This is a genomic window from Streptomyces sp. NPDC059371 (genome assembly GCF_042751995.1).
Lineage (GTDB): Bacteria > Actinomycetota > Actinomycetes > Streptomycetales > Streptomycetaceae > Streptomyces.
In genome coordinates, this window is record NZ_JBHYXD010000149.1 from 3,061 (window position 1) to 15,688 (window position 12,628).

Below are 12,628 nucleotides of genomic sequence, written 5' to 3' on the forward strand. Positions count from 1 at the left end.
GCCGCCGCGGCCCCCCCCCCCCCAACCCGGGCGCCCCCGGCGGCATACTGGGGGAGTTGGAGGGGCCCGCCGGGACCGGGCCGGGCAGCGGGTCCGGGCAGCGAGAGCCGGGACCCGCGGACGTCGGACCGTCAGCTGTTCGAGCAGCTGGTCGTGTTCCCCGCCGTCGGGTTCAGCAGCGCCACCACGTTGACCGTGTTGCCACAGAGGTTGACCGGGATGTGGACCGGGATCTGGACGACGTTGCCGGACAGGAGTCCAGGACTGTTCGCCGCGGCACCGGTCGGCCCGGTGTCGGCGGCGGCGGTCCCGGCGGTGGCCAGCAGGGCGACGCTGGCAAGTCCGGCGGCGGCCATCAGACGAATACGCATTCCAAGCTCCGTTCATTCGCAGTGGTGCGAGCTCCTTCACCATCACCTCCGCGAACAAAAGCCGACATTCCAGCGCAGCCGAACGGGGGTTCGCCCCCACGACACCCGTGGATCAGCTCCGGTACACGGCGTGTCGCGCGGGGCGTACGGAATGCCCGTAGCGTGAATACAGATCCGGTGGAACAGGGAGAGACCATGCCGATGAGCCAGTCCGACACGTCCACACCCTCCGATGACAGGGCGACCCCCGACGCACTGCTGCACACCGGGACCGAGGGCCCGGTGACGGCCGAGGACCTGGTTCTCGCCGCGGGTCGCGACGTCACACCGCAGAGCCTCGCCTGGGCCGAGCGGAAGCTCCAGGACGAAGGCACCGCGGCGGTCGACAAACTGCTGCCGTAGGGCGCCGCCTCGGACGATCGTGGACCCGCTCGGCCGGCCCCGATGCGGCGGAGCCGGCCGAGGACCCGCCTGGGAGGGCGCGGGTCAGGCGCCGGGGCACTCCTTCCACGCCAGGTGGTAGACGGTGCTGATGTCACCGTCCGTCGAGTCCATGGTCATGAAGCTGGAGCTGCCGGGCGTCGAGGTGCCCGCGTTGACGCGGAGCTCGGTGTTGATGTTGAAGTTGCGCTGGACACCACAGGGCGCCCAGACCAGTTGGGCCCAGTCCGTGGTGTCCGTGGTCTGCCAGTCGTCGCCGTACGGGCCGCGGAAGGGGTGGGTGATGGAGGCCGTGTTCGGGGATCCCTGGAAGTAGTACGAGGCCTTCTCCGTGCTGCTGGCTCCCGGCTGGAGGGAGGCGAAGCCGCGGTAGTCGGCGCTGGCGATGGCATAGGTGAAGCCCTGCGGGACATGCACGTTCAGGTTGAGCTGGCAGTTCTTGCGGAACGCGGTGGGGTCGGCGTTGCCTCCGACCTGGGCGAGGTAGCTGCTGTAGGTGACGGTGAAGGCGGTGTTGTCCGGGGAGACGGCGACAGCCGCGGTTCCCTGGGGACAGCCGGATCCGTTGACCGTCGCGACGCTGATGACGATCTTGTCCGGGGGCGGGTCCTGGATACCGGAGGACGGGCTCGACAGGGGAAGCGCTGTGGCGAACAGGGCGGCGATCGCGCCACCCATGAACAGGCCACCGGCCATGGTGCTCCAATCCGTTGCGTAGGTGTTCCGGCGGCAGCACACGGGCGTACCGCCATGAATGGGGGGTGCGGCTCCCCGGGGAGACGGGGAACCGTCGCGGACCAGTGCGTTGGATCAAGCGCGGCTCATTTGTACATGCGCATGACAAATGCGCACGCGCAGCCGACTCCCGGCTGTGAAGGAGCTGTGAAGACCGGGAGCGACGAAATCGTACGTACGGGTGGTCGCGATGGACAGGACCATCTCCGGCCATTCGATACGCGCCGTTCACACCCGCCGCCATGGTCACGAGGCCGGTTCACGGCGGTCCACGCCACCCGGGTCCGTGGCGCGGGGCGTTCCGGGACCGGCAGCCGTCACGACGCGTGCCCGCCACGACGGCGCGGGGAGCGGCCGGACACCGGGCGCCGAGTGCGGCCGGGCCGGAAGGCGGTGGGACCGCGGGAATCACCCGCCCCCTCGGCGCGTGCCGGGCGCCCCTGAGACACTGAGACACATGGATCCACGACACCTGAGACTCGGCCGCCGCCGGATATGGATGAGCAGTGCCGTCTGTTTCCTGGTCCTCGGGCCGCTCGGCTGGTTCTTCGGTGGCTGGATTCCCTTCGCGTTGCTGGCCGTTGCCCTCCTCGTCGCCACCGCCGTCTCGCACTGGCGGGCTCCCAAGTGGCTCGCGCCCGCCATCGCCAAGGGCCAGTCGGAGAACCGCCGGGACGTCGCCACCTTCTGCGTGGTCATAGCGGTGAGCGGCTACGCCCAGCCGCCCGCGCAACCCGCTCCCTCACCGGCGGCCCTCGCGGCCCTGCGCCTGGAGGCGTACCGGGCCGCCGCGGACGACGATCTCTCGGAGGACCTTCGGCTCCTGGCGGCCGACGCGCTGGCCGCGGCGGACCAGGCCAACGCCGAGGACACCCCCGCGGGCTGGCGGGCGGCTCGGGCGAGCGCGGAGCGGCTGGCGCACGCCGCCCAGGAGGGCAATCCGTACGTGCGGCAGCTCCTCATCCAGTGGGTGGAGGGCAACCCGGCGAGCGATCGGTAGCCGATCGGCGGACAGACCGCGCCGCTCTCAGGGCCGCTCGAAGAACTGGATCACGCCCCCGGCCGAGAAGCACAGCGCTCCCACGAGGGTGCCCCAGTTGGCGATGTCGACGTTCACGAGACTGCCGGTCGTCGGCCGTGTGTAGGCGGCCAGCGCCGAGACGAGGAAGAGCACGGATCCGAGCTGGTTGACCGCGACGATCCACCAGCCGAGGTCGCCGGCGAGGACGCGCGGGCGCCCGTGGCAGACCTCGACGACGGCGAGGTGACCGGAAACCAGGAACAGGACGCAGCCGACCATGTCGGGGGCCCAGATCAGCCGGTCCGTCTGCTGGACCGAGAGTCCCTTCAGCAGCGAGTCCAGCAGATTGACGCCGAACACGAGCGTCCCCACGAACAGCAGGAACGTGCTGAGCCAGTCGATCCGGCCGGGCTCGTAGCTCCACCACCGCCAGCGCCGCCCGGCCAGCGCGTCGGACGCGCTGTCGCGGCGGGGAGCGTTGACCGCCTGAAGCAGTGAGGCGTAGCCCCCGGTGTTGAAGAACAGGCCGCCGGTGAAGTAGATCCAGGCGCCCGTCAGACCCCCTGAGCCGAACTGGGCGACCCCGGCCCCGAGGGCGAACAGCAGCCCGCCCACCGTGAACGCGGCCGCGGCGATGACGTTCAGCCGGCGCAGCCGGGCGATCGACGCGGTGTCCGCCCGCCGGGAGCGGCCCTCCGTCTCCCCCGGGACGCGGACGGTGAGCAAGCCGCGTTTACGGGCCGGGCGAGATTCCCAGACCGCGATACGACCGTCCACGAGACGCCAGGTCAGCCGGGTCGTGAAGGGGCCCGCCCCTTCGGAGCGCGCTTCGGTTCGACTCACCCGGCGACCATAGCCCGTGGGGCGAAATCCGGTGTTCGCCCGACTCGTCGCCTTTCAGGTGGTCAGGACTCCACTCGGGCGATTCAGGACTCCGCCTCGCGCCGCAGGAAGTTGGTCACCTGGCAGGCGAGGCTGTCCCGGGCCGTGTCGGGTCGCGCGGCGGTGTCGACGGGCGTGTCGTTCTCGATGCCGCCCGCCCAGAGGAAGCGCTCGGTCCACTCGTCGTCGACCTTGAGCTGGACCTGGATGTCCATCCGGTCGAGGACGGCGTCGGGGCCGGCCGCGAACAGGACCGCGGTGGCCCGGCGCAGCGGATAGATGTCGTATCCCTCGATGAACTGCGAGTTCCGCCAGTCGAGGAAAGCGCTCTCGCCGTCGGCGCCGACGCGGATATCGATCTGGCCGTCTTCGAGGTGGATGCCGAAGTGTTCGGTGGCACGGTTCTCGACGGTCACCCGCAATCTGAAGTAGGTGAGTTCGTCGGCGGCGTCGTCACGCCCCTTCGGGGGCTCGGCCTTTTCCACACCATGAACGCGAACACGCAGGCCGGCCTGCTCGTCGTACTCCTGCCAGTCCCCGACCACGTTGGGCTCGCGCACAGTCCACCTCTCCACTTCAGAGAGTTGTTCCTATCTGTGCCCTCAACGAAGTGTCAAATGCGCCGCACCGGCCGTGGCCAGCAATTTCTCCTTTCTTGATCGGTGATCAAGCCGTGCCCAGCCACAATCATTCCGCGCCACCCGAACGGGGTATTTCGGGGCGTGCTGCACATCACGTTTCCCGGGAGCCTCACAGGCCCTCCCGCAGACGCCGCATCTGTTCGTCGAGCGGGCCGAGACCGACGTCCCGGCGCCGCTCGTCGACGGTCCCGGGACGGCGTACGGGACAGGGGCGCAGGGTGACCGGGTCGACGCGGGTGCCGTAGAACTGCGGCAGCCCCAGTTCGACGGCGCAGTGGTCGGCGATGTAGGCGTGGTGCAGGGCCGGACAGAGTCCGTCGGCCGCGGCCCGGGCGATCAGATCGCGGCATCCGAGCTGCAGACCGAGGTCGGGGGCGTGCAGCAGGATCATCAGGGCCGCGGTCGAGGCGGCCGCGCCGACCTGGGCGGTGGTCGGCCAGCCGTGCCGCCGGACGATCACCGCGAGCGCCCGGGCGTTGCCCGCGCGGCACGCGGCCAGGGGCTCGCGCCACGCTCCGGCGGGACGGTCGCGTGCCTGGCGCATCAGGGCGCGTTCCTCGTCGGCCCGGCGCACGAGCTCCCCCGCCAGGGCCCTGGCGAGCTCCGGGACCATCGGCGCGGCGCCCCGGCCCCCCGGGCGCGCCCCGGCGTCCCCGGCCCGACGCCTCGGGACGGCCTTCACGGCACCGTCCGAAGCACCATCGAGAACCACACCTTCTTTCCCGTGGTGCCCGGGTCGGCCGGTGCGACGCCCCAGTCGTCGCTCAGCGCGGCGATGATCGCCAGTCCGCGTCCCGACTCCTCGGCCCCGTCCGCCGTCCGTGCGGCGGGCAGGGCGGACGAGCGGTCGGCGACGGACACCCGCAGTTCGCGGGGGTCGCACGCGATGCCGACGGTGATGGTGTCGCCGCGGTCGGGGCTGCCGTGTCTCAGGGCGTTGGTGAAGAGTTCCCCGGTCGCGAGCACCGCGTCGTCGACGCGCTGGGCCGGCAGCCGCAGGCGGGTGAGGTACTCGGCGACCATGGCCCGCACACCGGGCACCCGCGAGGGGTGCGCCGGGACGGTGGTCCGCAGCCCGTGCGCCCCGCGCACCCGGTTCATGGCGGTGCCGCCGGAGCCGGCGGTCCCGGCGGTCCCGGCGGTCCCGGCGGACGGGGTCGCTGACGGGGTCGCTGACGGGGTCGCTGACGGTACGAGACCGGTCGGGGCCGGGGCCACGACCGGTGGAGGCTCGGTCGGGGCCGGAGCCATGACCGGTAGAGGCTCGGTCGAGGCCGGAGTAACAGCCCGTAGAGGCTCGGTCGGGGCCGGAGCCACAGCCCGTAGCGGCTCGGTCGGGGCCGGAGTCGGGGCCCGTGGCACCGGTGGTTCCGATGCGGTCGGTGCCGAAGGGGCGGGTCGCTCGGCGGCGTGGGTGCGAAGGGCCTGGCCGCCCGCGGGGTGGACCCCTCCTTCCGGTGCCCGCGTGCCCGGCCCCGGAGCCGGGTTGCCGTGGACCGGTGCGGGCGTCGGCTCGCGGCGCGGTGCCCTGGATGCCGGCATCGGTCCTCCTTCGGGTGCGGCCCGGGGGGCGGCTGTCGCTGCGGCTGCCCGTGCAGCCAACACGCGGGACTGCCGGGGCGACCAGGGGGTATGCGGGTTGTCCGGTTGCAAGCGCGTAGTGGCGTGGGATGTATGTTCGATCTTGTGAGGAACGGGAGCGGGGGCGGTGCGACGGTGTCCCTTGACGGTGACACCGGCCGTGCGGGACTGCGTGACAATCGGGTGCTGGTGACCGGGGGTACGCGCGGACTCGGTGAGCAGATCGTGCGGCTGCTGTCCGCCGAGGGCGTGCGGGTGGCCACGTGTGCGCGCACCGCGCGGGATCTGGACGCGCTGGCCGCCTCGATGGGCCCGGGTCTGTTCACCCGGCGGCTCGACGTCACCGCGCCCGGGGACCTGGAGGGGTTCGTCGAGGACGCGGCGGAACGCTTCGGGGGCCTGGACGGGGTGGTGGCCTGCACGGGCGGTTCGCGGGGCGGCGGCTTCGAGGAGGCGGACGCGGAGGACTGGGCCGCGACCTGGGCGGTGAACGTCGGTCACGCGACCCGGCTGGTACGGGCCGCGGTCCCGCATCTGCGGGCCGCGGGCGGCGGCTCCGTCGTGGTGATCTCCTCGATCTCCGGCTGGAAGCCGGGCCCGCCCGCGCAGTACTCGGTCGCGAAGTCCGCGCAGATCCAGCTCGCGGCCTCGCTGGCCCGCGAGCTCGGCCCGGACGGGATCCGGGTGAACGCGGTCTCCCCCGGTTCCATGCTGATCCCCGGCCGGCGCTGGGACCGGATGCGCCGGGAGGAACCCGAGGCGTTCGCCCGTTTCGTGGCGGCGGAGCTGCCGGGCGGCGGGCCGGTCGCACCGCAGGAGGTCGCCCGGGTCGTGGCGTTCCTGCTGTCGGACTGGTCGAGCGGGATATCCGGCGCGCACCTCCCGGTCGACCGCGCCCAGAACGCCCCCTCCCCCGAGGGGTACTGAACCCCCCGAGGGCTACTGGCACCGCTCCCGGTCACGGCACCGCTCCCGGTCATGGCACCGCTCCGGTCACGGCACCGCTCCCGGTCACGGCACCGCTCCGGTCACGGCACCGCTCCCGGTGACGGGCCCGCTCGTCAGGCCGCCGCGCCGAGGACACCACGGGAGCGGCGCTCGAATTCCTGCACGACGGGTTCGGCGCGACGGGGTTCGAGGCGTCTGCGGAAGTCACGCAGGGCCTGGACGGATCGTTCGCTGTGGACGGCGCCCAGGGTCTCCAGCGCCAGGGTCGCGGTGCCGACCGCCTCGTCCAGGCGGTCCTGCTGCAGGTGCGCGGTCGCGAGGACGGAGCGGCTGATGGCCTGGCGCCGGCGCCGGTCGGCGCCCGAGCCGAGCGACTCGCTCGCCGTGCGCTCGGCCTGGCGGGCGAGCCCCAGGTCGCGGAAGCAGAGGGCGGACTCGGCCTGAAGGTAGTGGTGGTCCAGATAGCGCACCCACGGCGACTCCTGCTCGGCCCCCTTGCTCTCCGCCAGGTGCCGCTCCGCCAGCCGCAGCGCCTTCGACGTGTCGTCCGAGCGGCCCCGCGCGGCGTGTCCGCGTGCCGACATGGCGTACAGCCGCATCAGTCCGAGGGGGCTGCCGGCTCCCTGTGCCGTGACGATTCCGGCGCGGGCGAGTGCCACGCCCTCGTCGGGGCGGCCGAGGTTGGTGGCGAGGTGGGAGAGCCCCGCGAGGATCTGGCCGCCGAGCACCCGGTCGCGGCCCTCGGCGCAGAGCCGCAGTCCCTGGGTCATGTAGCGCTGGGCGAGGCCGTACTCCCCCGCGTCGTACGAACTCCAGCCGGCCATGGCGGCCAGCCGGGCGGCGGCCGCGAACAGCCGTCGGCGCTGCCCGGAAGGGGTGCCGCGCCGCTGGAGCATGGGGACGACCTCGGTGGAGAGGTAGTGCACGATGCTGGTGCGCACTCCGCCGCCGCCGTAGTGGTTGTCCATCTGGTCGAAGACGGCGATCATCGCGTGCACCTGCTCGACGGGGCCGCCGCTCACGGGCAGGGCCTGGGAGAGCGAGTCCTGATGCTCCAACAGCCAGAGCAGCCATTCGCGCTGAGGGTTCGTCAGGGATGCCGGGACGAAGGGGACCGTGCCGAGGAGACTGCGGCGGGAGATGTCGGTGGAGCCCAGTTCCGCGAGCGTGTGCAGGGTCTCGGCGACGTCCTCGCCGTAGACGAGCGCTCTGCTCGCGACGGGGCGCTGGGAGTCGGAGTGGAATCCGAGGTCCGCGGGGGACAGGGCACGGCCGAGCCGCTCGGACAGCACGGCGGCGATCAGCTCCGGTGTACCGCCGCGGGGTTGCTGGCCCTGGAGCCAGCGGGTGACCGACGCCTTGTCGTAGTGGGAGTCGGTGCCCTGGCGGCGCCCCAGTTCATTGACCCGCAGGGCGAGGGAGGCGTAGGAGCAGCCGGCCTCCTTGAGCACGGCCCCCAGCACCGGATTGCCTCCGGCGGACCCGCCGGCGTTCCTCGTCTGTCCCTCGGTCACGGCGGCCATCCCGTATCGCCTCACATCCGCGTGCGGCTGCACTCCGATCCGAATCTGGCGGTGTTTCAATTGCCGTGTGGACGAGCGCAGTTGAGCGTGAAAGTCGCCGAATGTGCGACAGGTCACTCGATCACTATGGTGGCCCTCCCGCCGCCCGTGCAACCGGCGTTCTGATAATTTCAGAACGATCCGCAGCGCTCTGTCCCTGTCACCGGCCGCGTGGCACACTGCCCCCTGAGACGGTCGTTCCCGGGAGGTAGGACGTGGGCGAGAACCGCTCCGGCGGCAGCGCGCCGACCGTCCTGCGCATGGTTCTCGGGAAGCGGCTGCGGCACCTGCGGGAACAGGCGGGGGTCTCCTTCGAGGAGGCCGCGCGCGCCATCGAGGTCACGGCTCTGACGGTCCGCAGGATCGAGAAGGCCGAGGTCGGGCTCCGCATCCCGTACGTGAGGGAGCTGCTCCGCGTCTACGGGGTCCCGGCGTCGGAGGTCGACGACTTCCTCTCCCTGGCCAGGGAGGCCAACCGGCCCGGCTGGTGGTACACGTACCGCGACGTACTGCCGGACTGGTTCAGCGCCTACGTGAGTCTGGAGAGCGAGGCCAGCGTCATCCGTCTCTACGAACCCCACTACGTCCCGGGCCTGTTGCAGACGCACGACTATGCCACCGCCCTGATGCGCGTCGGGTTCCCCAACGAGACGCGCAAGGACATCGCGCGCCGCGTCGCCCTGCGGATGAAACGCCAGGACCTCCTCGCCAAACCCGAGGCCCCGGCGCTGTGGGCGATCCTGGACGAGACGGTGCTGCGCCGGCCGGTGGGCGGATCCGCGGTGATGCGGGCCCAGTTCGACCGGCTCGCCGAGGCCCTGGACCTGCCGAAGGTGCGGATCCAGATCATGCGCTTCGGTGTGGGCGCCCACCCGGGCGCGTTCGGCCCGTTCCACCACTTCCGCTTCGGCTTCTCCGAACTCCCCGACATCGTCTACACGGAGAGCCTGGTGGGCGCGGTGTACGTCGACCGGCCCGACGACGTCGTCAGTCATCTCGAAGTACTGGACCGGATGTCCGTGCAGGCGGAGCCGGTCACCCGGACCAGGGCCATCCTGGGTGAACTGCGTAAGGAGTTGTGATCCATGGGACCCGTGCACAACGGCATGTCCGCGGCCGGTCTGGGAACCGAGGGCTGGCACAAGCCCTGGAGCGGTACCAACGGCGGAAGTTGCGTCGAGGCCAAGAGGCTTCCCGACGGGAGCGTCGCGCTGCGCCAGTCACGGGACCCCGAGGGACCCGCGCTGATCTGGACCCGAGACGAGATGGCCGCGTTCATCGCGGGCGCCAAGTCGGGGCAGGCCGACTTCCTGATCGCCTGAGCGAGACCCGCGCCTCTCCGGGGCCTGTCGACGGCGGGAAGCGCCGGACAGGCCCGAGTCCGCAACCACGCCCCCACAACCGGACAACCCGCACGCACACTCCCGCCGTGCGGGTTGTCCCCCCACAATGGCCGAGCCGTTCGTCCCGGAGGGAGGGGATACGGGCATGATCCTCCACCAGGGCCTTACACGGTGCCGGACGCTTGTCGTCGAAGGCCCCGACGGTCTCGACCGGCGCCCGCTCCTCGCGGAGCTGGCCCGCCATCACTTCACGATCCGCCCGATGCACGGGCATCTTCACCATGTGGACCCCACCCAGCCCTACCGCGAACTGCTGTCCGCGCCGGGCCGGCTGGCCGTCGACGGCGGCCTCGTCCACGAACTGGTCTACGGACCACTGCGCCGCGGCCGCTCCCGGGTGACGTGGATCCAGGCGCTGGACTTCGCGGAAGCGGTGGCCGAACGCGACGGCGCGCTCGTCCACATGTCGGGCGGGACCGACGACACCGAGGTGGCACGCGCGTACGAGCGGGTTCTGCGGACCTTGGCCCAGCACGTCCCCGTGATCACGCTCGACACCGGGGAACCCGCCGGCGCCGCCCACGACCCCACCCGGGCGATCCGTCAACTCGCCCTGCGCATCGGCCTGTTGCCGATAGCGTAGGCAACCGACCGCGTGACGCACGGCAGGAGAACTCCGATGGCCGACCGATCCGCTCCCGACCAGGACGCACTGTCGAAGATCGACACGACGGTGCCGCACTCCGCCCGCATCTGGAACTACTGGATGGGCGGGAAGGACAACTACGAGGTCGACCGGGTCGCCGGGGACGCGTACCGCGAAGTCGCCCCGAACATCGAGACCATGGCCCGTGCATCGCGCGCCTACCTGATCCGTACCGTCACCTTCGTGGCGGGCGAGCTCGGCATCCGCCAGTTCCTCGACATCGGCACCGGCCTGCCCACGTACGACAACACCCACCAGGTGGCCCAGCGCGTCGCGCCCGAGTCCCGCATCGTGTACGTGGACAACGATCCGCTGGTGCTGCGCCACGCCCAGGCACTGCTGACGAGCACGCCCGAGGGCGTCACCGACTACATCGACGCGGATCTGCACGAGCCCGAGAAGATCATCGAGTCGGCGTCCCGGATCCTCGACTTCTCCCGGCCCGTCGCGCTGATGCTGATGGGCATCCTCGGTCACATCCAGGACTACGAGGAGGCCCGATCGATCGTCCGGCGCCTCCAGGCGGCGCTGCCTTCGGGCAGCTGTTTCGTGCACTACGACAGCACGGACACGGACGCGGCGCTCAAGGAGGCGCAGCAGGGCTACGACGACACGGGGGCGATCCCGTACGTGCTGCGCAGCCCCGAACAGGTCGGCGCGTTCTACGAGGGCCTCGAACCGGTCGAACCCGGCATCGTGTCCTGCCCGTTGTGGCGACCGGAGCCCGGTACGTCGCCCGAGCCCACGGACGTCCACGGGGGCGTGGCCCGCACACCGTGAACGGGCCCGCCCGGCAGGTCAGTCGCTCGACGCCGGCTCGATGTTCTGGTTCAGCCGGAACAGGTTGGCGGGGTCGTACTCCGCCTTCACCCCGGCCAGACGGTCGTAGTTGCCGCTGTAGCTCGCCCGGACGCTCTCCTGGTCCTCGGCCATCACCATGTTGACGTACGCACCGCCCGCGGAGTACGGGAAGAGGGCGTCGGAGTAGTCGACGCTCCACCGCTTGATCACCTCGGCGTTGGCCGGGTCGGGATCGACACCCGCGTAGACGGCGGCCCAGCCCGAATTGCGGTAGCCCCAGGCGGTGTCCGTCGGGCCGACGTCGTGGACGGCTCCGTCGATGGGGTAAAGGTGCATGGTCGACTTCCAGGTCGGCGTCGCGGCGCCGAACTTGGCGTGCAGGTCGACGGCCTCGCCGGGGAGTTCGTCGACGAAGCCCGCCCGCCAGTACCACTGGTCGCCGGGCGGATAGACGCCGTCGAACGCGGACTGGATGGCCGGGTGCGGCATCGGCGCGGGGCCGTGCAGCAGGGGCTCGGGCAGGGCGTCGAGCAGCGGGGCCATGTCCCGGGCCGCCGCGTCGGTGTCGTCGCCCACGCGGCACCACAGCACACCGCAGACCTTCTTCAGGTGCAGCTCCTCCGGGAACGGCGGTCCCGGCGGGACCGAGGCGAAGAGGAAGAAGCCGCCGAGTTCACGCGGCGCGTGGGGAATGAAGTCGCGGTAGGCGGAGAGGACTTCGGCGCCGAGTTCGACGGGCCAGAAGGTGGGACCGGCGACGACCGTGCTCACTTCGTGCAGCCGGAAGAGGAACGAGGTGACGACACCGAAGTTGCCGCCGCCTCCGCGGATCGCCCAGTAGAGGTCGGTGTTCTCGTCGGCGTTCGCGCGGACGTGCTCGCCGTTCGCCAGGACCAGCTCGGCCTCCAGCAGGTTGTCGACGGCCAGCCCGCACTTGCGGGTGAGATGGCCGAGGCCGCCGCCGAGGGTGATGCCGCCGACTCCCGTGGTGGAGATGATGCCGCTCGGTGTGGCCAGGCCGTGCTCGTTGGTGGCGCGGTCGACCTCGCCCAGGAGACAGCCGCCGCCGACCCGTACCGTGCGGGCCGCCGGATCGACGTGGATGTCCTTGAGCGGGGAGAGGTCGAGCACCACTCCGTCGTCGCAGGTGCTCAGGCCCGCCCCGTGATGACCGCCACCGCGCACCGCGAGCGGGAGTGCGTGGTCACGCGCGAAGCCGATGATCAGGGCGACGTCCTCCGGGGAGGTGCAGCGTGCCACCAGAGCGGGCCGCCGGTCGATCATCGCGTTGTAGACGGCACGGGCCTCGTCGTACCCGGAGTCCTCCGGGCCGATCAACTGGCCCTTGAATGCCGAGAGTTCCTGGCGTGCCGCTTGTACCGGTGTTGTGGACATGTGCATCCCCGTATCTGGAGACCGCCCCAGGTCCCGGCGTCCGGGCCGTGGACCGGACAGGCTCTCCGCCATTGGGTCCGATGTGCCCGTTTCAGCCCGATCAATGATTAGCCTAACCCCGTGACATTCGGCTGGCTCGGCGACCCGGGCCGGCGGCGACGCTCCGTGCGGCCGCGGCCCGGCGGGCGGCGCCGGGCGCGC

Annotated in this window: 15 protein-coding genes; 7 read left to right on the top strand and 8 right to left on the bottom strand. The window is 71.5% G+C overall.

All coding sequences use genetic code 11. The annotated features are described in order from the left end of the window. Positions 1-131: 131 nt before the first annotated feature. Entirely contained in the window at positions 132-371 is a 240-nt protein-coding gene (locus ACFXGX_RS41060) for a chaplin (RefSeq protein WP_384802874.1), read from the bottom strand. Positions 372-566: 195 nt separating this feature from the next. On the opposite strand from ACFXGX_RS41060, the gene ACFXGX_RS41065 reads away from it, so the two are divergent. Next, positions 567-773, top strand: coding sequence for a hypothetical protein (locus ACFXGX_RS41065; RefSeq protein WP_384802877.1), 207 nt, complete (start codon positions 567-569; stop codon positions 771-773). A gap of 84 nt (positions 774-857) precedes the next feature. Here the strand turns inward: ACFXGX_RS41065 and ACFXGX_RS41070 are convergent, their stop codons facing one another. Beyond that, positions 858-1,508, bottom strand: coding sequence for a DUF4360 domain-containing protein (locus tag ACFXGX_RS41070; protein ID WP_384802880.1), 651 nt, complete (start codon positions 1,506-1,508; stop codon positions 858-860). A 496-nt stretch (positions 1,509-2,004) separates the two neighbouring features. On the opposite strand from ACFXGX_RS41070, the gene ACFXGX_RS41075 reads away from it, so the two are divergent. Continuing rightward, positions 2,005-2,547, top strand: coding sequence for a hypothetical protein (locus ACFXGX_RS41075; RefSeq protein ID WP_384802883.1), 543 nt, complete (start codon positions 2,005-2,007; stop codon positions 2,545-2,547). 27 nt (positions 2,548-2,574) lie between these two features. Here the strand turns inward: ACFXGX_RS41075 and ACFXGX_RS41080 are convergent, their stop codons facing one another. The 4 genes from ACFXGX_RS41080 to ACFXGX_RS41095 all read right to left on the bottom strand — a co-directional run bounded on the left by ACFXGX_RS41080 (position 2,575) and on the right by ACFXGX_RS41095 (position 5,342). Further along, positions 2,575-3,411, bottom strand: a complete 837-nt coding sequence (locus ACFXGX_RS41080; RefSeq protein ID WP_384802885.1) for a hypothetical protein — start codon at positions 3,409-3,411, stop codon at positions 2,575-2,577. Positions 3,412-3,494: 83 nt separating this feature from the next. Further along, positions 3,495-4,010, bottom strand: coding sequence for a hypothetical protein (locus ACFXGX_RS41085; RefSeq protein WP_384802888.1), 516 nt, complete (start codon positions 4,008-4,010; stop codon positions 3,495-3,497). A 190-nt stretch (positions 4,011-4,200) separates the two neighbouring features. Beyond that, a complete protein-coding gene (locus tag ACFXGX_RS41090; RefSeq protein ID WP_384802891.1) occupies positions 4,201-4,704 on the bottom strand; it encodes a DUF6624 domain-containing protein in 504 nt (167 codons plus the stop codon). A gap of 65 nt (positions 4,705-4,769) precedes the next feature. Next, positions 4,770-5,342, bottom strand: coding sequence for an ATP-binding protein (locus tag ACFXGX_RS41095; RefSeq protein ID WP_384802894.1), 573 nt, complete (start codon positions 5,340-5,342; stop codon positions 4,770-4,772). Between the two features lie 519 nt (positions 5,343-5,861). Here ACFXGX_RS41095 and ACFXGX_RS41100 point away from each other — a divergent pair. After that, positions 5,862-6,599 (top strand): SDR family NAD(P)-dependent oxidoreductase, encoded by a 738-nt coding sequence (locus ACFXGX_RS41100; RefSeq protein WP_384802897.1) that lies wholly within the window; start codon positions 5,862-5,864, stop codon positions 6,597-6,599. A gap of 134 nt (positions 6,600-6,733) precedes the next feature. On the opposite strand, the gene ACFXGX_RS41105 is transcribed toward ACFXGX_RS41100, so the two are convergent. Further along, positions 6,734-8,143: a hypothetical protein gene (locus ACFXGX_RS41105; protein WP_384802900.1), complete on the bottom strand. Its 1,410-nt coding sequence runs from the start codon at positions 8,141-8,143 to the stop codon at positions 6,734-6,736. Positions 8,144-8,442: 299 nt separating this feature from the next. Between ACFXGX_RS41105 and ACFXGX_RS41110 the strand changes: the two genes are divergently transcribed. From ACFXGX_RS41110 to ACFXGX_RS41125, 4 genes are all read left to right on the top strand, one after another. Next, on the top strand, positions 8,443-9,264 hold the full coding sequence (locus ACFXGX_RS41110) for a helix-turn-helix domain-containing protein (RefSeq protein ID WP_384802915.1): 822 nt from the start codon (positions 8,443-8,445) through the stop codon (positions 9,262-9,264). Positions 9,265-9,267: 3 nt separating this feature from the next. Then, on the top strand, positions 9,268-9,504 hold the full coding sequence (locus tag ACFXGX_RS41115; RefSeq protein ID WP_384802903.1) for a DUF397 domain-containing protein: 237 nt from the start codon (positions 9,268-9,270) through the stop codon (positions 9,502-9,504). Between the two features lie 166 nt (positions 9,505-9,670). Next, a complete protein-coding gene (locus ACFXGX_RS41120) occupies positions 9,671-10,168 on the top strand; it encodes a hypothetical protein (RefSeq protein ID WP_384802906.1) in 498 nt (165 codons plus the stop codon). Between the two features lie 36 nt (positions 10,169-10,204). Further along, on the top strand, positions 10,205-11,011 hold the full coding sequence (locus tag ACFXGX_RS41125; protein WP_384802909.1) for an SAM-dependent methyltransferase: 807 nt from the start codon (positions 10,205-10,207) through the stop codon (positions 11,009-11,011). A gap of 18 nt (positions 11,012-11,029) precedes the next feature. Here ACFXGX_RS41125 and ACFXGX_RS41130 read toward each other — a convergent pair whose 3' ends face one another. Further along, positions 11,030-12,427 carry an FAD-binding oxidoreductase gene (locus ACFXGX_RS41130; RefSeq protein ID WP_384802912.1) on the bottom strand — a complete coding sequence of 466 codons (1,398 nt, stop codon included), beginning with the start codon at positions 12,425-12,427 and terminating at the stop codon, positions 11,030-11,032. Positions 12,428-12,628: the final 201 nt, after the last annotated feature.